Origin of the sequence: Streptomyces sp. NPDC048411 (genome assembly GCF_040704695.1) — a bacterium.
Lineage (GTDB): Bacteria > Actinomycetota > Actinomycetes > Streptomycetales > Streptomycetaceae > Streptomyces.
This window is the reverse complement of the sequence record NZ_JBEZKL010000061.1, coordinates 26,621-43,070: the sequence shown is the minus strand read 5'-3', so window position 1 is coordinate 43,070 and position 16,450 is coordinate 26,621. Positions and strand designations below refer to the sequence as shown.

The window sequence follows — 16,450 nt, the reverse complement described above, 5'->3', positions numbered from 1 at the left end:
GCCGCGGTGCTGACCGCGGTCCGCGAGATCGGCGATCGGCTGCGGGAGGCCGGGATCAGGGTCCGGATCGACGACCGCACCGACACCCCGTTCGGCCGCCGCGCGGTCGACTGGGAGCTGAAGGGTGTGCCCGTACGGATCGAGATCGGTCCGCGCGACCTGGAGAACGGCACCGCGATGCTGGCCCGCCGCATTCCCGGCGGGAAGGAGCCGGTCGCGATCGAGGCGCTGCCGGCCCTGCTCCCGGCGGTCCTGGAGGAGGACCAGGCGACGCTGTTGCGCGAGTCCCGGGCCCGCCGCGAGTCCCGCACCAGCGAGGTGTCCACCGTCGACGAGGCCGCGGAGGCGGCGGCCGCGGGCGGCTGGGCGCGTATTGCGTGGGACGTCCTCGGCCCGGCGGGGGAGGCCCGGCTCGCGGAGCACGGGGCGTCGGTACGGTGTCTGGTGGCCGAGGACGGGTCGGTGCCGGAGTCGGACGACGCCCCGGGTACTGTCGCCGTCGTGGCCCGCGCCTACTGACCCCCCCGGGCGCTCCCGGAGCCGTCGGAACCCCGGCGCGGAGGCACTGTCTACGCACCGGGGCGTACCCGGCACTACGCACCGCCTTGGTGTGAGCTGTGAGAGTTCTCCACAGATCTGCGCACCCGCCCTCGTCAGGGCGCATCAATGGCAACTGACTGGTACGTGCAAATTATTTGAGATGCCCCGGAATAGGAACACCAGGGCACTCGCGCTCGTTGTCACGACGTGAGCACGACACCACCTGTACTTGCCGCAGAGCTGGCACAGGCGTGGGCCGACATTCAGCGGTACCACCCCGAGCTGCCCGATCTTGCCGCGCCAGAGTCCCTGATCGGAGAGTCGTCGTCCGCCTGTGGCGCCGAGCTCTCATTCGAGCGACTGCTGCATGAGGCAGTCCATGGAATCGCCGCCGCACGAGGTGTCCGCGACACCTCCCGCGCCGGCCGCTACCACAACCGCAGATTCCTCGCGATCGCCGAGGAGCTGGGCCTCGACCATGCCGAGGAGCCCCACCCCAGCAGTGGCTTCTCGCTGGTCACGCTCAATCCCGAGGCGAAGCGCAGGTACCGCCCGACGATCGAGCGGCTGCAGCGCGCCCTCAAGGCGCACACGGTCGCCACCGCCGCCGACACCAAGCGCTCCTTCCGCGGGCCCGCCGCCCGGCACGGCTCCTCCGGTGGAGGCGTGCGGGTCAAGGCCGTCTGCGACTGCGGACGCAACGTCCGGGTCGTTCCCTCGGTCCTCGCCCAGGCGCCGATCGTCTGCGGTGGCTGCGGGAAGCCGTTCCGTATCCCGGAAGCCGCGGTCGCGGTGGGGTGACCCGACGTGGTGTGGCACAATGGCAAGCTGTACTCGACAGTCGCACAGGACCCCTCTCTCCTCCGGCTGACGCGTCCATCGGGCACCCGAGTACCGCAACCCCACGTGGCATCTTTGTTGTGCCCAACCACGTCATAGACCAGGAGACACCACTCCCGTGGCAGTCAAGATCAAGCTGAAGCGTCTGGGCAAGATCCGTTCGCCTCACTACCGCATCGTCGTCGCCGACTCCCGTACCCGCCGTGACGGCCGGGCCATCGAGGAGATCGGTCTGTACCACCCGGTGCAGAACCCCTCGCGCATCGAGGTCAACTCGGAGCGTGCGCAGTACTGGCTGTCTGTCGGCGCCCAGCCGACCGAGCCGGTTCTCGCGATCCTGAAGCTCACCGGTGACTGGCAGGCCCACAAGGGCCTCCCGGCCCCCGCGCCGCTGCTGCAGCCGGAGCCCAAGGCTGACAAGCGCGCCCTGTTCGAGGCCCTGGCCAAGGACACCGGCGAGGAGTCCAAGGGCGAGGCCATCACGCAGAAGGCAAAGAAGTCCGACAAGAAGGCTGACGAGGCTGCTGACGCTGCCGCGCCCGCCGAGTCGACCGAGGCCTGAGCATGCTCGAGGAGGCTCTCGAGCACCTCGTGAAGGGCATCGTCGACAACCCCGACGATGTGCAGGTCGCCTCGCGCAACCTGCGCCGTGGTCGTGTGCTGGAGGTCCGGGTTCACCCCGATGACCTCGGCAAGGTGATCGGCCGCAACGGCCGCACCGCACGCGCACTGCGAACCGTCGTGGGCGCCATCGGCGGCCGTGGCATCCGCGTCGACCTCGTCGACGTGGACCAGGTTCGCTGACAGAGTTGAACACCGGCACGGGCCGGGGAGGGCCATGCGCCCGCCCCGGCCCGTCGTCGTATGACAGGAGAGACACAAGGTGCAGCTGGTAGTTGCGCGGATCGGCCGCGCCCACGGCATCAAGGGCGAGGTCACCGTCGAGGTACGCACGGACGAGCCGGAGCTCAGGCTCGGACCCGGGGCCGTACTCACCACCGACCCGGCCGCGAACGGACCACTGACGATCGAGACCGGCCGGGTGCACAGCGGCAGGCTGCTGCTGCGTTTCGAGGGCGTACGGGACCGTACGGCGGCCGAGGCCCTTCGGAACACCCTGCTGATCGCCGACGTCGACCCGGCGGAACTTCCGGAGGACCCCGAGGAGTTCTACGACCACCAGCTCATCGACCTCGATGTGGTCCTCGCCGACGGCACCGGGATCGGCCGGATCACCGAGATCTCGCACCTGCCGTCCCAGGACCTCTTTATCGTGGAGCGCCCGGACGGCAGCGAGGTGATGATCCCGTTCGTCGAGGAGATCGTCACCGAGATCGATCTGGAGGAGCAGCGCGCGGTCATCACCCCGCCGCCCGGCCTGATCGACGACAGCCAGGCCGTGGTCGCCTCCGCGCGGGACGACGAGGCTGTCGAGCAGGAGAACGAAGCCTGATGCGGCTCGACGTCGTCACGATCTTCCCCGAGTACCTGGAACCGCTGAACGTCTCGCTCGTCGGCAAGGCCCGCGCCCGCGGCCGCCTCGATGTGCACGTGCACGATCTGCGGGACTGGACGTACGACCGGCACAACACGGTCGACGACACCCCGTACGGCGGCGGTCCCGGCATGGTCATGAAGACCGGTCCGTGGGGCGACGCCCTGGACGGGACGCTGGCGGACGGGTATGAGACGGGGGCGCACTCCCCGGTGCTCGTGGTGCCCACGCCCAGCGGCCGCCCGTTCACCCAGAAGCTCGCCGTGGAACTCTCCGAGCGACCGTGGCTGATCTTCACCCCGGCCCGCTACGAGGGCATCGACCGCCGGGTCATGGACGAGTACGCCACCCGGATGCCGGTCGTCGAGGTCTCCATCGGCGACTACGTGCTGGCCGGCGGGGAAGCCGCCGTACTCGTGATCACGGAGGCGGTGGCCCGGCTGCTGCCCGGCGTGCTCGGCAACGCCGAGTCGCACCGCGACGACTCCTTCGCTCCCGGCGCCATGGCCGATCTGCTGGAGGGCCCGGTCTTCACCAAGCCGCCGGAGTGGCGCGGCCGGGGCATTCCGGACGTCCTGCTCAGCGGTCACCACGGGAAGATCGCGCGCTGGCGGCGGGATGAGGCGTTCCGCCGCACCGCGCTCAACCGGCCCGATCTGATCGAGCGCTGCGAGGCGAGCGCCTTCGACAAGAAGGACCGTGAGATCCTCTCCATCCTCGGCTGGTCCCCGGAGCCCGGTGGCCGATTTTGGCGCAGGCCGGAAGCCGTGGAAGAATGAGCCGCTGCTGTACGTCCGGTGTGCGCCCCTGCCACAGGGGGAACGACGCCCGCCCGACGCGGTCAGCACCCCATCTCCTTACGATCTCCCGTCGATGACCTGTGGCATCGGCGAAGAAAGCAGACAACATGGCTTCCCTGCTCGATGGCGTCAACGCCGCTTCTCTGCGTACGGACATCCCGGCGTTCCGTCCCGGTGACACCGTCAACGTCCACGTGCGAGTGATCGAGGGCAACCGCTCCCGTATCCAGCAGTTCAAGGGCGTAGTCATCCGCCGCCAGGGCTCTGGCGTCAGCGAGACCTTCACGGTCCGCAAGGTCTCCTTCAGCGTCGGCGTCGAGCGCACCTTCCCGGTGCACAGCCCGATCTTCGAGAAGATCGAGCTCGTCACCCGCGGTGACGTCCGTCGCGCCAAGCTGTACTACCTCCGTGAGCTGCGCGGCAAGGCCGCGAAGATCAAGGAGAAGCGCGACAACTGAGCCAGTGCCCCTCCCGGCAGACTTTGCCCCGTCGCAAACGCTGCCGGTCACAGCACTGGCTCCCAGCTCCACGGTTCGGCCGGATAAGCTCTGGCCCCGATGGACATGGAAGCAGAGCACACGGAGCGCGACCGCTCTTCCGCACCCGAAGCAGGGGCGGAGGGGAGGTCGCGCTCTTTGCGTATCCCGCATCGGTTCGCCTCGTTGTCGTGGCGGCGCGCAGCCTTCCTCGGCGCCGCCTGCTCGGTCTTCCTGCTGCTCTTCAGTACCTATGTGCTGCAGCCGTTCCTGATCCCCAGTGGCTCGATGGAGTCCACCCTGCGGGTGGGGGACCGGGTGCTCGTCAACAAACTGGCGTACCGTTTCGGCTCCGTACCGCACCGCGGTGACGTGGTGGTCTTCGACGGCACCGGATCCTTCGTCCAGGTGGCACCCGCCGAGAACCCCGTCACCGGGCTGCTGCACGGCGCGGCAGCGTCCCTGGGGCTGGCGGAGCCTGCCGAGACCGACTTCGTGAAGCGGGTGGTGGGCGTGGGGGGCGACCGGGTGGTCTGCTGCGGCAAGCGGGGCAGGATCGAGGTGAACGGGCAGCCGGTGGACGAGGAGTATCTCCATTCCGGCGACGACCCGTCCCGGGTGGCCTTCGACATCGTCGTCCCCGACGGCAGGCTGTGGATGATGGGCGACCACCGGAGCAACTCCCGCGACTCCCGTGACCATCTCGGAGAGCCCGGCGGCGGCATGGTGCCGGTCGACATGGTCATCGGCCGGGTGGACTGGATCGGCTGGCCGCTGGGCAGGCTGGGCTCGATCCCGGAGACCCGCGCCTTCGACTCCGTACGGGTACCCGGCGGGACGCATGGGTAACCGCGGACGGGCGAGCGGCGCGTCCGACGCTGACGTTCCGCTGCCGACCGGCACCAGGCCGACGGTCGCGCGCTCGCTGCCGACCCGGGCGGAGCGGCGCAAGCTGGCACGCCGGGTCAAACGACGGCGGCGCAGGTCCGCCGTGAAGGAGATACCCCTCCTCATCACCGTGGCGCTGCTCATCGCACTCGTCCTCAAGACGTTCCTGGTGCAGGCCTTCGTGATCCCGTCCGGGTCGATGGAGCAGACGATCCGGATCGGCGACCGGGTGCTGGTGGACAAGCTGACGCCCTGGTTCGGATCCAGGCCCCAGCGCGGCGACGTGGTCGTCTTCAAGGACCCGGGGAAATGGCTGGGACAGGAGAACGTCGCGAAGAAGGATCCACCCGTCGTGGTCAAGCAGGTGAAGGAAGTGCTGACCTTCATCGGGCTGCTGCCATCCGACGACGAACAGGATCTGATCAAGCGGGTGATCGCCGTCGGCGGTGACACCGTGAAGTGCTGCGACAAGGACGGCAGGGTCACCGTCAACGGCGTACCGCTCGACGAGCCCTATCTGCATCCGGGCAATCCGCCCTCCACGCTCAAATTCGAGGTAAAGGTTCCGGCCGGCCGAATCTTCGTCATGGGCGACCACCGCTCCAATTCCGCCGATTCGCGCTTCCACCTGGACGAGCCGGATCACGGCACGGTCTCCGAGGACGAGGTAGTGGGGCGAGCTGTCGTCATTGCCTGGCCCTTCGGGCACTGGCGGAGACTGGAAGAGCCCGAGACGTTCGCTTCGGTCCCGGACGCGCGCGCCGGGACGTCGGTGGCGTACGCACCGTCGAATAGTGTGTCGTCCCAGGACCTCAATGGAATGGTCCGGCTCCCGACCCCTGCGGAACTCCCGCTCGTTATGGGAGTGGTGGGCCTGCACCGACTAGGGGGCAGGCGGTGGCACGGAGTGAGGAGTGGATGTGGGGGATTTGGCGGTCGGCGCACGATCCGGACACGACGAACCCGAGGACCGGCCCGAGAGCGAAAGGTCTGCCGAGGCGACGCCGGGCCGGGCGGAGAGTGATGGCGACTCCCCGGACGGTGGTGGCAGGGCTCCGGGGAAGCCACGCTCCTTCTGGAAGGAGCTGCCCCTGCTCATCGGTATCGCGCTGATTCTGGCGCTGCTGATCAAGACGTTTCTGGTGCAGGCGTTCTCGATTCCCTCGGAGTCGATGCAGAACACGCTCCAGCGGGGCGACCGGGTGCTGGTCGACAAGCTGACCCCCTGGTTCGGCTCCGAGCCGCAGCGCGGCGAGGTCGTGGTCTTCCACGACCCGGGCGGCTGGCTGCCGCCCGGCGAGTCGGCGCCGGAACCCAACCTTGCGCAGAAGTTCCTCAGCTTCATCGGACTGATGCCGTCCGCCGAGGAGAAGGACCTGATCAAGCGGGTCATCGCGGTTGGCGGTGACACGGTGGAGTGCAGCAAGAACGGGCCGGTCGTGGTCAACGGCAAGGCGCTGGACGAGCAGTCGTTCATCTACCCGGGGAACACCCCGTGCAGCGACGAGCCGTTCGGTCCGATCAAGGTGCCCGAGGGCCGTATCTGGGTGATGGGCGACCACCGCCAGAACTCCCTGGACTCCCGCTACCACCAGCAGCTGCCGGGCGGCGGCACGGTCTCCAACGACGAGGTCGTCGGCCGAGCCATCGTCGTGGCGTGGCCGATTAACCGCTGGGCGACCTTGCCGGTCCCGAGCACCTTCGACCAGCCGGGGCTGAACGCCGCGATGGGGCTGGCGCCGGGAGCACTCGGTGTAGCCGGAGCACTGCCCCTCGTGTTGTGGCGTCGCAAGAGGCTGACCGCCGGGCGTACTGCCGGGTAGGGTGCCGACTCGGATCAGCGATTGTCGATCTCCGAGGTGGGGGACGCTGGGATGAGTGGAACAGGACGTACGGGTGACGGCCACGGCCGGCTCGGCAGCATGCTGTCGGGGCTGGCCGTGGCCGTCGGCTGTGTGCTCTTCCTCGGCGGGTTCGCCTGGGTGGCGGTGATGTACAAGCCGTACACCGTGCCGACCGAATCGATGACGCCGACGGTGAACGCGGGTGACCGGGTGCTCGCGGAGCGGGTGGACGGCGCCGAGGTGCGCCGCGGTGACGTGGTGGTCTTCAAGGACCCCGCGTGGGGCGACATGCCCATGGTGAAGCGGGTCGTGGGCATCGGTGGCGACAGGATCGCCTGCTGCGAGAAGAACGGCAGGCTCACCCTCAACGGCAAGCCCATTGAGGAGCCGTATCTGCGGACCAAGGGCCTCGCCTCGGTGAACAACTTCACGGCGGAGGTGCCCAAGGGGCAGCTCTTCCTCCTCGGGGACGAGCGCAGCGGCTCCCTGGACTCCCGGGTCCACCTCGACGACCCGGGGCAGGGTTCGGTACCGCGCAGTGCCGTGCAGGCCCGGGTGGACGCCATCGCATGGCCGATGAACGGGATGATTGAGCGACCGCAGGCGTTCGCGGACCTTCCCGGCGGGGTGTCGAAGCCCGGACCGCTGAAGCTGCAGATCGGGGCCGTGCTGGCGGGTGTGGTCCTCATTGTCGGCGGCGCGGCGTACGGGCCGATCGCAGCGCGGTCCGCACGGAGCAGGCGCGGACAGAGCGGGAAGGTGCCTGCGGGTGCCCGCTGAGGCCCGGAAGGTCGCCCGGGTGATCCTGCTCGACCCTGACGACCGCATTCTGCTGCTGCACGGCTACGAACCGGACAACCCCGACATCACCTGGTGGTTCACGCCCGGAGGCGGCCTGGAGGGCGACGAGACCCGCGAGGAGGCCGCGCTGCGCGAGCTCGCCGAGGAGACCGGGATCACGGACGTCGAGCTCGGCCCCGTGCTGTGGCAGCGCATCTGCTCCTTCCCGTTCGACGGGCGGCGCTGGGACCAGGACGAGTGGTACTACCTGGCACGAACCGCGCAGACCGACACGGATCTGAGCGGGCTCACAGGGCTGGAACAGCGCAGTGTCTCGGGCCTGAGGTGGTGGACCTGCGCCGAACTGTCGGCGGCGCGTGAGACGGTGTACCCGACCAGGCTCGCCGGGCTGCTGCGCACGCTGCTCGACGAGGGTCCGCCACGTACGCCAGTGGTTCTGGCCCCCGAAATCGTCTAAGCCTTCGGGGGCGCGGGAGCCTGGCGCACAATAGGTGGACGCACGGCTGAAGGGGAACATGCCAATGAGTGCCGAGGACCTCGAAAAGTACGAGACCGAGATGGAGCTGAAGCTCTACCGGGAGTACCGAGATGTCGTCGGTCTGTTCAAATATGTGATCGAGACCGAACGGCGTTTCTACCTCACCAACGACTACGAGATGCAGGTGCACTCGGTTCAGGGTGAGGTCTTCTTCGAGGTGTCCATGGCGGACGCGTGGGTCTGGGACATGTACCGGCCCGCCCGGTTCGTCAAGCAGGTACGCGTCCTGACCTTCAAGGACGTCAACATCGAAGAACTCAACAAGAGCGATCTCGAACTCCCGGGCGGCTGAGCCGTTCCGGCGGTCGCCCGTCCGTCCGGGTGACGGAGTTGTCCACAACCGCTGAGTTGTCCACCAAGATCCACCAGCGGGGCTCGGACACGTCAGAGTCGGTGCTGGAGGTGGTGCCGACATGAACGCACGGGGGGCACTCGGGCGGTACGGCGAGGATCTGGCGGCGCGGCTGCTGACCGACGCCGGCATGGCCGTACTGGAACGGAACTGGCGCTGTCGCGCCGGTGAGATCGACATCGTCGCGATGGACGGGGACGCGCTGGTCGTCTGCGAGGTCAAGACCCGCAGGGCGGGGGCGTTCGAGCATCCGATGGCGGCCGTCGGCCCGGTCAAGGCGGACCGGCTGCGGCGGCTCGCCGAGATCTGGCTCGACCGGAACGGCGGCCCGCCGCCGGGCGGGGTGCGGATCGATCTGATCGGCGTGGTGCTGCCCAGACGGGGCGCGCCGGTCGCCGAGCATGCGCGCGGGGTGGCCTGATGGGGTTCGCGCGGGCGTGCTCGGTGGCGCTGGTCGGCGTCGAAGGCGTGGTGGTAGAGGTCCAGGCGGACCTGGAGCCGGGGGTGGCGGCGTTCACCCTGGTCGGTCTGCCGGACAAGAGTCTGGTGGAGAGCCGGGACCGGGTCAGGGCCGCCGTGGTCAACTCCGGGGCCGAGTGGCCGCAGAAGAAACTCACGGTCGGGCTCTCCCCGGCTTCCGTGCCCAAAGGAGGCAGCGGCTTCGATCTCGCTGTCGCGTGTGCCGTACTCGGCGCGGCCGAGCGGATCGATCCCTCTGCCATCTCCGATGTGGTGATGATCGGGGAGCTCGGCCTCGACGGCCGGGTGCGGCCGGTCCGCGGTGTGCTGCCTGCCGTGCTCGCCGCGGCGGAGGCGGGGTACCGGAAGGTCGTCGTGCCCGAACAGACCGCGGGCGAGGCGGCGCTGGTGCCCGGGGTTTCGGTCCTCGGGGTGCGGAGCCTGCGGCAGTTGATCGCCGTGCTCAGCGACGAGCCGGTGCCCGACGAGCGGGAGAGTGACGAGGAGGGACGCCCCTCCACGATGCTGGCGGGGCTGATGGTGCCGGGCGCGGGCATCGGCACCGGACTGGCACGGGTCTCCGCACAGGGCGAGGGACATCGCCCGGACCTGTCGGACGTCGCCGGCCAGGAGACGCCGCGTCTGGCCCTCGCGGTCGCAGCGGCGGGCGGGCATCATCTGCTGCTCTCCGGACCCCCGGGCGCGGGCAAGACCATGCTGGCCGAGCGGCTGTCCGCGATTCTGCCGACCCTGACCCGGCAGGAATCCCTGGAGGTGACCGCGGTGCACTCGGTGGCGGGCATTCTGCCGCCGGGCGAACCGCTGGTCACCCGGGCGCCCTACTGCGCACCGCACCACTCGGCGACGATGCAGTCCCTGGTCGGCGGGGGGAACGGATTGCCGAGGCCCGGGGCGGTCTCGCTGGCCCACAGAGGTGTGCTGTTCCTGGACGAGGCGCCGGAGTTCTCCGTCCGGGCGCTCGACGCGCTGCGCCAGCCGTTGGAGTCGGGGCATGTGGTGGTGGCGCGCAGCGCCGGGGTGGTGCGGCTGCCCGCCAGATTTCTGATGGTGCTGGCGGCCAATCCCTGCCCCTGCGGGCGCCACACCCTCATCGGTGCCGGTTGCGAATGCCCGCCCTCTTCGGTCCGCCGCTACCAGGCGAGACTCTCCGGGCCGCTGCTCGACCGGGTGGATCTGCGGGTGGTCGTCGCGCCGGTCACGCGCGAGGACCTGATGAGCCGCGGAGGCCGGGGCGAGTCCACGGCCGTCGTCGCGGCGCGGGTACGGGAAGCCAGGGCCCGGGCAGCAGATCGACTTGCGGGCACGGGATGGACCACCAACAGCGAGGTGCCCGGCCATGAGCTGCGAACCCGGCTGCTCGCGGCGCCGGGGGCGCTCATGGAGGCCGAACGGGACATGGAGCGGGGACTGCTCACCGCGCGGGGACTCGACCGGGTGCTGCGGGTGGCGTGGACCGTCGCCGATCTGCGCGGCGCGGATCGCCCGGAGGCGTCCGATATCGCGGCGGCCCTCGAACTGCGGACCGGGATCGCCCGGGGAGCCTTGGCCCGGGGCGGGGCGTCATGACGCCGGAGTCGGTGGGAGACCGCGAATCAGGGCGCGGGCAGGAGGCGGTGGGCGGCCGGCAACCGGTACGTGCGCCGGGGACGGTGGGTGAGCGGGAGCGGCTGGTACGGGCTGCGCTGACCCGCGTGCTGGAGCCGGGGGACGAGCACGGTGGCCGCTGGCTGCGCCAAGTCGGCGCCGTCGAGCTGATGCGGCGGCTCACGGCCCGGGACGGGACCGCGGAAAAGCTGAGCGGCATGACGCCGAAGCGGCTCGCCGGATACCGGTTGCGGGTCGGGTCCGCCGAGCCCGAGCGGGACCTGGCAGCGGTCGCCGCGGTGGGCGGCCGCCTGGTCTGTCCCGGTGACCGGGAGTGGCCCAGCCAGCTCGACGACCTGGGCGACTCCAGGCCGACCGCGCTCTGGGTGCGGGGCCGGCCCGATCTGCGGCTCTGGGCGCTGCGTTCCGTCGCCGTGGTCGGCGCCCGCGCCTGCACTCCGTACGGGGCGCATATGGCGGCGAGCCTCGCTTCCGGGCTCGCGGAGCTGGGGTGGGTGGTTGTGTCGGGCGCCGCGTTCGGGGTGGACGGGGCGGCACACCGCGGCGCACTCGCAGCCGGCGGGGCGACCATGGCGGTCCTGGCCTGTGGTGTCGACGTCGCCTATCCCCGAGGCCACGCCGAGCTGATCGGACGCGTGGCGGAACAGGGTCTGGTCATCGGCGAGTTGCCGCCGTCCGATCATCCGACACGCGGCAGATTTGTCCTTCGGAACAGGGTGATTGCCGCGTTGACGCGGGGAACGGTCGTGGTGGAGGCGCAATACCGCAGCGGCTCGCTGGTCACGGCGCGCAGGGCTCAGCAGCTCGGCCGCTTCACCATAGGGGTTCCGGGACCTGCCACCAGCGGGCTGTCGGCGGGGGTCCATGAACTGCTCCGGGGTGAAGGCGTCCTGGTCACGGACGCCTCGGAGGTGGCCGAACTGGTGGGGGACATCGGTGATCTCGCTCCCGTCCGACGCGGCCCTCTGCTTCCCAGGGACCTGCTGGACGCCGTCTGCGCCCGGATCCTCGACGCCCTCCCCTCCCGCGGTTCCGTCAACGCGAGGGACGTCGCCCGCACCGCGGGGACCGGCGCCGACGAAGCGCTCGGCAAGTTGTACGAACTCCACTCACTGGGGTTCGTCGAACGTGTTAGCGATGGATGGCAGTTGACGCGGCGGTCGGCATGCGATGGGGACGCGCGGCGAGGCGGTCCTTGACCTGGAGCATTCGGGTGAAAAGGTGATGCTGATGACCTCGGCGGATCCTTCAGCGACCCCTCGGGGACCGCTGCACAGGCGACGGGCCCGGAGCGTAGTCGTGTCCGTTCCCCCAGAAGTACCCGGCACCGATGCTCTATCCTGCGCGGACCGCGACGCTTCAGTCACGCTACGCTCACAAGGAATCCGGCTCAGACACAAGTCCCCCAGCACTTCACAGCAGAACGGCTCAAGGCACCACATGCCCCAGCACACCTCCGGGTCTGACCGCGCAGCAGTGCCACCCGCTGCGCGTGGCACTGTGCGCCCCCCTGCCCCCTCATCGCTCGACGAGTTGTGGCGTTCGTACAAGTCCACGGGCGACGGCCGGCTGCGGGAGCAGCTGATCCTTCACTACTCGCCGCTGGTGAAATACGTCGCGGGCCGGGTGAGCGTGGGACTGCCGTCCAATGTCGAGCAGGCGGATTTCGTCTCCTCGGGAGTCTTCGGACTGATCGACGCGATCGAGAAGTTCGACATCGAACGGGCCATCAAGTTCGAGACGTACGCGATCACGCGCATCCGCGGCGCGATGATCGACGAGCTCCGGGCGCTCGACTGGATCCCGCGCTCCGTACGGCAGAAGGCGCGGGCCGTGGAGCGCGCCTACGCGACGCTGGAGGCGCAGCTGCGGCGGACCCCGTCCGAGGCGGAGGTCGCGGCGGAGATGGGCATCGCCCTGGAAGAACTGCATGCGGTTTTCAGCCAGTTGTCGCTGGCGAACGTGGTCGCGCTGGAGGAGCTGCTGCATGTCGGCGGCGAGGGCGGCGACCGGCTGAGCCTGATGGACACCCTTGAGGACACCGCCGCCGACAATCCGGTGGAGGTCGCCGAGGACCGTGAGCTCCGCCGGCTGCTCGCCCGGGCGATCAACACGCTGCCGGACCGGGAGAAGACCGTCGTCACCCTCTACTACTACGAGGGGCTCACCCTTGCCGAGATCGGCAACGTGCTCGGGGTGACCGAGAGCCGGGTCAGCCAGATCCACACCAAATCGGTGCTGCAGCTCCGCGCGAAACTGGCCGACGCGGGACGTTGAGCAGGCGTCCGGCCGGGCGATGTCGGCTGCCCGGGCCCCTCTCGAACACCTGCCGCCGTAGAGTGGATCCGTGCCCAGGATTCGAGCGGCCTCCGTGGCCGAGCACCGGACCATGCAGCGCGGCGCCCTCCTGGACGCTGCCCGCTCCCTGCTGTCCGAGGGCGGTACGGAGGCGTTGACCTTCCCCGCTCTCGCCGAGCGCACGGGACTTGCGCGGTCCTCCGTCTACGAGTACTTCCGTTCCCGCGCGGCCGTCGTCGAGGAGCTGTGCGCCGTCGACTTCCCCGTCTGGGCGGCCGAGGTCGAGAACGCGATGGAGCGGGCGCAGACGCCCGAGGGAAAGATTGAGGCGTATGTACGCCGCCAGCTCGATCTGGTCGGGGATCGGCGGCACCGCGCTGTCGTCGCCATCTCGGCGAGCGAGCTGGACGCGGGCGCACGGGAGAAGATCCGGGCAGCGCACGGCGGGCTGATCGCCATGATCGTCGAGGCGCTCGGTGACCTCGGCCATGAACAGCCGAGGCTGGCGGCGATGCTGCTGCAGGGCTCGGTGGACGCCGCCGTGCGCCGTATCGAACTGGGTGTGGCGGAGGCGCCCGGGGTGATTGCTGACACCGCCGTCGCCATGATCCTGCGGGGCGTACGGGGCTGACGCCCGTACCCGGCCGCCGCGATGAGAAGCACGGCAGGGTCTGCGTACCCGACGGCGCCCGGCGCCCGCGGCTCCGGTACGCCGAAGACCGGCAGCAGCCGCGAAGGACCCCGCCGCAGCAGCGCCGGAGGCAGCAGCGACAGCGGATCCAGATACGCGTCACCACGCCGCAGCCCCCAGTGGAGACACCCGGACTCGCAGTGGAACGGCCCGGCCTCCATGACCGCGACCGGCTGGCCGGCGCGGACCTCGTCACCTTCCGAGACCAGCGCCCGCACCGGCTCGTACGTCGTGCGCAGCGGCGGATCACCGGTCCCCGCCACCTCGATCGCCAGCACCCCCCGTCCTGCGACGCGCCCTGCGAACGAGACCCGGCCGTCGGCGGCGGCTCGCACCCGGGCACCCGGCGCGGCGGCGAGGTCGACGCCACGGTGCCCCCGCCCGTAGGTGCCGGCCGGCGGGGCCCACCCCCGTACGACCACGGGCCGCCCCGCGAGCGGCCACGCGCGCCCGCCGTCCGGTGTGAGGTCGTCCGCGGCGGCGACGCCCGCACCGCACAGCATCGTGAGCACGGCCACGAACGCCGCCGCGAGCGCCGCCCGGGCGCGGCGAGCCGTCGGTTCTGGTGTGTATCGCATGACCCGAACCGTTCCGCACCCGGCGGATCCGTGGGGATCATGGGCCGGATCTGTGGACTACTCGCCGGTTGTGGACAGCGCCGTCACCCGGCACTCGACGGGTCCCGTACACTTCTTGTGGCGATCCGGGTCACCGGGTCGACTTCGCACGCCCCGCCACCTCCCTCTCTGTGGACGGTGGCCGCGCTCCTCGGTCCCTTGTGGCACGGCGCGTCGGGGCGTCAGGCGCGACCGCAATCCTGCGGTTGCGACAACCGAGTACCTCAAGGAGTACGGCCATGGCCGTCGTCACGATGCGGGAGCTGCTGGAGAGCGGCGTCCACTTCGGTCACCAGACCCGTCGCTGGAACCCGAAGATGAAGCGCTTCATCTTCACCGAGCGCAACGGCATCTACATCATCGACCTGCTCCAGTCGCTGTCGTACATCGACCGCGCCTACGAGTTCGTCAAGGAGACCGTCGCGCACGGCGGCTCCATCATGTTCGTGGGTACGAAGAAGCAGGCCCAGGAGGCCATCGCCGAGCAGGCGACGCGCGTCGGCATGCCGTACGTCAACCAGCGTTGGCTCGGTGGCATGCTCACCAACTTCTCCACCGTCTACAAGCGCCTTCAGCGTCTGAAGGAGCTTGAGCAGATCGACTTCGAGGACGTGGCCGCCTCCGGCCTCACCAAGAAGGAGCTCCTGGTCCTCTCCCGCGAGAAGGCCAAGCTGGAGAAGACCCTCGGTGGTATCCGCGAGATGCAGAAGGTGCCCAGCGCCGTCTGGATCGTCGACACCAAGAAGGAGCACATCGCCGTCGGTGAGGCGCGCAAGCTCCACATCCCGGTCGTCGCGATCCTCGACACCAACTGCGACCCCGACGAGGTCGACTACAAGATCCCGGGCAACGACGACGCGATCCGCTCCGTCACCCTGCTCACCCGCGTGATCGCCGACGCCGTCGCCGAGGGCCTCATCGCCCGTTCCGGCGCTGCGACCGGCGACCAGAAGCCGGGCGACAAGGCTGCCGGTGAGCCGCTCGCCGAGTGGGAGCGCGACCTGCTCGAGGGCGACAAGAAGGCAGACGCCGAGGTGCAGACGTCCGCCGAGACCGAGAAGGCCGCGGACGCCGCCGAGGCGCCGGCCGAGGCCGCTGCCGAGGCTCCGGCCGCGGACGCCGAGCAGGCCTGACAACTCCGTCACGGCTGAATGACGGCGGGGGCCGGTGCCACAGGCACCGCTCCCGCCGTTCACCCGTAGATCTTTCAGACTTCGAGAGAGAACACAGACTCATGGCGAACTACACCGCCGCTGACGTCAAGAAGCTCCGCGAGCTCACCGGCGCCGGCATGATGGACTGCAAGAAGGCGCTCGACGAGGCCGACGGCAACGTCGACAAGGCTGTCGAGGAGCTCCGTATCAAGGGTCAGAAGGGCGTCGCCAAGCGCGAGGGCCGTTCTGCCGAGAACGGTGCCGTCGTCTCCCTCATCTCCGAGGACAAGACCTCCGGCGTCCTGCTCGAGCTGAAGTGCGAGACGGACTTCGTCGCCAAGGGCGAGAAGTTCCTGGCCGTCGCCGACGCTCTCGCCGCCCACGTCGCCGCGACCTCGCCGGCCGACCTGGCCACGCTGCTCGCCTCCGAGATCGAGGCCGGCAAGACTGTTCAGGCCTTCGTCGACGAGGCCAACGCCAACCTCGGCGAGAAGATCGTCCTGGACCGCTTCGCGCAGTTCACCGGCGGTTACGTGGCTGCGTACATGCACCGCACCATGCCCGACCTCCCGCCGCAGGTCGGCGTCCTGGTCGAGCTGGACAAGGAGAACGCCGAGGTCGCCAAGGACGTCGCGCAGCACATCGCCGCCTTCGCCCCGAAGTACCTCAACCGCGACGAGGTCCCGGCCGAGACGGTCGAGAACGAGCGTCGTGTCGCCGAGGCCACCTCTCGCGAGGAGGGCAAGCCCGAGGCCGCCCTTCCGAAGATCGTCGAGGGTCGCGTCAACGGCTTCTTCAAGGACGTCGTCGTCCTGGAGCAGGCCTTCGCCAAGGACAACAAGAAGTCCGTCCAGAAGGTCCTGGACGAGGCCGGTGTCACCCTGAAGCGCTTCTCGCGCATCAAGGTCGGCATCTGAGTCCGTCCGCGAAAAACGGTGGACCCCGATAGGGTCCAGTGCAGTCGTCGGCCGCACACCTGCCGTACGACCGCAGATCTGACGAGGAGGCCATTGCCGCTGAGGGACACCAGA

Annotated in this window: 20 protein-coding genes and 1 pseudogene; 20 read left to right on the top strand and 1 reads right to left on the bottom strand. The window is 69.7% G+C overall.

Features of this window, described 5'->3' with window-relative positions; translation table 11 throughout:
- From AB0915_RS21900 to AB0915_RS21815, 18 genes are all read left to right on the top strand, one after another.
- Nucleotides 1–519, top strand: a 519-nt coding sequence (locus AB0915_RS21900; protein WP_366692674.1) for a His/Gly/Thr/Pro-type tRNA ligase C-terminal domain-containing protein, incomplete at its 5' end; no start/stop codon positions are given.
- Nucleotides 520–747: 228 nt separating this feature from the next.
- Nucleotides 748–1,341: a hypothetical protein gene (locus AB0915_RS21895; RefSeq protein WP_030928573.1), complete on the top strand. Its 594-nt coding sequence runs from the start codon at nt 748–750 to the stop codon at nt 1,339–1,341.
- A gap of 157 nt (nt 1,342–1,498) precedes the next feature.
- On the top strand, nt 1,499–1,942 hold the full coding sequence (gene rpsP / locus AB0915_RS21890; RefSeq protein ID WP_037689851.1) for a 30S ribosomal protein S16: 444 nt from the start codon (nt 1,499–1,501) through the stop codon (nt 1,940–1,942).
- 2 nt (nt 1,943–1,944) lie between these two features.
- A complete protein-coding gene (locus AB0915_RS21885) occupies nt 1,945–2,184 on the top strand; it encodes an RNA-binding protein (RefSeq protein WP_005311361.1) in 240 nt (79 codons plus the stop codon).
- A 79-nt stretch (nt 2,185–2,263) separates the two neighbouring features.
- A complete protein-coding gene (gene rimM / locus AB0915_RS21880; protein WP_366692673.1) occupies nt 2,264–2,833 on the top strand; it encodes a ribosome maturation factor RimM in 570 nt (189 codons plus the stop codon).
- Nucleotides 2,833–3,654 carry a tRNA (guanosine(37)-N1)-methyltransferase TrmD gene (gene trmD, locus AB0915_RS21875; protein WP_366692672.1) on the top strand — a complete coding sequence of 274 codons (822 nt, stop codon included), beginning with the start codon at nt 2,833–2,835 and terminating at the stop codon, nt 3,652–3,654. Before rimM ends, trmD begins: the two co-directional genes overlap by 1 nt.
- 128 nt (nt 3,655–3,782) lie before the next feature.
- Nucleotides 3,783–4,133 carry a 50S ribosomal protein L19 gene (gene rplS / locus AB0915_RS21870; protein WP_366134408.1) on the top strand — a complete coding sequence of 117 codons (351 nt, stop codon included), beginning with the start codon at nt 3,783–3,785 and terminating at the stop codon, nt 4,131–4,133.
- A 99-nt stretch (nt 4,134–4,232) separates the two neighbouring features.
- The gene (gene lepB, locus AB0915_RS21865) at nt 4,233–5,000 is read left to right on the top strand and encodes a signal peptidase I (RefSeq protein WP_366692671.1); all 768 of its coding nucleotides are present in this window, start codon (nt 4,233–4,235) and stop codon (nt 4,998–5,000) included.
- Complete coding sequence (gene lepB, locus AB0915_RS21860; RefSeq protein ID WP_366692670.1) at nt 4,993–6,063, top strand: signal peptidase I; 1,071 nt, start codon at nt 4,993–4,995, stop codon at nt 6,061–6,063. Before lepB (AB0915_RS21865) ends, lepB (AB0915_RS21860) begins: the two co-directional genes overlap by 8 nt.
- Complete coding sequence (lepB, locus tag AB0915_RS21855; RefSeq protein WP_366692676.1) at nt 5,969–6,862, top strand: signal peptidase I; 894 nt, start codon at nt 5,969–5,971, stop codon at nt 6,860–6,862. Before lepB (AB0915_RS21860) ends, lepB (AB0915_RS21855) begins: the two co-directional genes overlap by 95 nt.
- 51 nt (nt 6,863–6,913) lie before the next feature.
- Nucleotides 6,914–7,663 carry a signal peptidase I gene (gene lepB, locus AB0915_RS21850; protein WP_366692669.1) on the top strand — a complete coding sequence of 250 codons (750 nt, stop codon included), beginning with the start codon at nt 6,914–6,916 and terminating at the stop codon, nt 7,661–7,663.
- Complete coding sequence (locus AB0915_RS21845; protein WP_366692668.1) at nt 7,653–8,141, top strand: NUDIX hydrolase; 489 nt, start codon at nt 7,653–7,655, stop codon at nt 8,139–8,141. The genes lepB (AB0915_RS21850) and AB0915_RS21845 overlap by 11 nt, the downstream gene beginning before the upstream one ends.
- A gap of 64 nt (nt 8,142–8,205) precedes the next feature.
- On the top strand, nt 8,206–8,514 hold the full coding sequence (locus tag AB0915_RS21840) for a DUF2469 domain-containing protein (RefSeq protein WP_003965949.1): 309 nt from the start codon (nt 8,206–8,208) through the stop codon (nt 8,512–8,514).
- Between the two features lie 121 nt (nt 8,515–8,635).
- The gene (locus AB0915_RS21835; protein ID WP_358860116.1) at nt 8,636–8,995 is read left to right on the top strand and encodes a YraN family protein; all 360 of its coding nucleotides are present in this window, start codon (nt 8,636–8,638) and stop codon (nt 8,993–8,995) included.
- Nucleotides 8,995–10,620: an ATP-binding protein gene (locus AB0915_RS21830; protein ID WP_366692667.1), complete on the top strand. Its 1,626-nt coding sequence runs from the start codon at nt 8,995–8,997 to the stop codon at nt 10,618–10,620. Before AB0915_RS21835 ends, AB0915_RS21830 begins: the two co-directional genes overlap by 1 nt.
- Nucleotides 10,617–11,858, top strand: a complete 1,242-nt coding sequence (gene dprA, locus AB0915_RS21825; protein WP_366692666.1) for a DNA-processing protein DprA — start codon at nt 10,617–10,619, stop codon at nt 11,856–11,858. The genes AB0915_RS21830 and dprA overlap by 4 nt, the downstream gene beginning before the upstream one ends.
- Before the next feature lie 241 nt (nt 11,859–12,099).
- Complete coding sequence (whiG, locus tag AB0915_RS21820) at nt 12,100–12,936, top strand: RNA polymerase sigma factor WhiG (protein WP_266981018.1); 837 nt, start codon at nt 12,100–12,102, stop codon at nt 12,934–12,936.
- Nucleotides 12,937–13,030: 94 nt separating this feature from the next.
- Entirely contained in the window at nt 13,031–13,588 is a 558-nt protein-coding gene (locus tag AB0915_RS21815; protein ID WP_037689819.1) for a TetR/AcrR family transcriptional regulator, read from the top strand.
- Nucleotides 13,589–13,656: 68 nt separating this feature from the next.
- Here AB0915_RS21815 and AB0915_RS21810 read toward each other — a convergent pair.
- A pseudogene (locus tag AB0915_RS21810) lies at nt 13,657–14,103 on the bottom strand (M23 family metallopeptidase); the annotation flags it as partial.
- Between the two features lie 401 nt (nt 14,104–14,504).
- On the opposite strand from AB0915_RS21810, the gene rpsB reads away from it, so the two are divergent.
- Together rpsB and tsf are read left to right on the top strand one after the other, a co-directional pair.
- Nucleotides 14,505–15,398 (top strand): 30S ribosomal protein S2, encoded by an 894-nt coding sequence (gene rpsB, locus AB0915_RS21805; RefSeq protein WP_366692665.1) that lies wholly within the window; start codon nt 14,505–14,507, stop codon nt 15,396–15,398.
- Between the two features lie 101 nt (nt 15,399–15,499).
- Nucleotides 15,500–16,336 carry a translation elongation factor Ts gene (tsf, locus tag AB0915_RS21800; protein WP_366692664.1) on the top strand — a complete coding sequence of 279 codons (837 nt, stop codon included), beginning with the start codon at nt 15,500–15,502 and terminating at the stop codon, nt 16,334–16,336.
- Nucleotides 16,337–16,450 lie beyond the last annotated feature (114 nt).

Excerpts from the sequence above, each read along its gene's own strand:
- AB0915_RS21885 (WP_005311361.1), top strand. The coding sequence starts at position 1,945 with ATGCTCGAGGAGGCTCTCGAGCACCTCGTGAAGGGCATCGTCGACAAC.
- trmD (WP_366692672.1), top strand. The coding sequence starts at position 2,833 with ATGCGGCTCGACGTCGTCACGATCTTCCCCGAGTACCTGGAACCGCTG.
- rplS (WP_366134408.1), top strand. The coding sequence starts at position 3,783 with ATGGCTTCCCTGCTCGATGGCGTCAACGCCGCTTCTCTGCGTACGGAC.
- lepB (WP_366692671.1), top strand. The coding sequence starts at position 4,233 with ATGGACATGGAAGCAGAGCACACGGAGCGCGACCGCTCTTCCGCACCC.
- lepB (WP_366692670.1), top strand. The coding sequence starts at position 4,993 with ATGGGTAACCGCGGACGGGCGAGCGGCGCGTCCGACGCTGACGTTCCG.
- lepB (WP_366692669.1), top strand. The coding sequence starts at position 6,914 with ATGAGTGGAACAGGACGTACGGGTGACGGCCACGGCCGGCTCGGCAGC.
- AB0915_RS21840 (WP_003965949.1), top strand. The coding sequence starts at position 8,206 with ATGAGTGCCGAGGACCTCGAAAAGTACGAGACCGAGATGGAGCTGAAG.
- AB0915_RS21835 (WP_358860116.1), top strand. The coding sequence starts at position 8,636 with ATGAACGCACGGGGGGCACTCGGGCGGTACGGCGAGGATCTGGCGGCG.
- AB0915_RS21830 (WP_366692667.1), top strand. The coding sequence starts at position 8,995 with ATGGGGTTCGCGCGGGCGTGCTCGGTGGCGCTGGTCGGCGTCGAAGGC.
- dprA (WP_366692666.1), top strand. The coding sequence starts at position 10,617 with ATGACGCCGGAGTCGGTGGGAGACCGCGAATCAGGGCGCGGGCAGGAG.
- whiG (WP_266981018.1), top strand. The coding sequence starts at position 12,100 with ATGCCCCAGCACACCTCCGGGTCTGACCGCGCAGCAGTGCCACCCGCT.
- rpsB (WP_366692665.1), top strand. The coding sequence starts at position 14,505 with ATGGCCGTCGTCACGATGCGGGAGCTGCTGGAGAGCGGCGTCCACTTC.
- tsf (WP_366692664.1), top strand. The coding sequence starts at position 15,500 with ATGGCGAACTACACCGCCGCTGACGTCAAGAAGCTCCGCGAGCTCACC.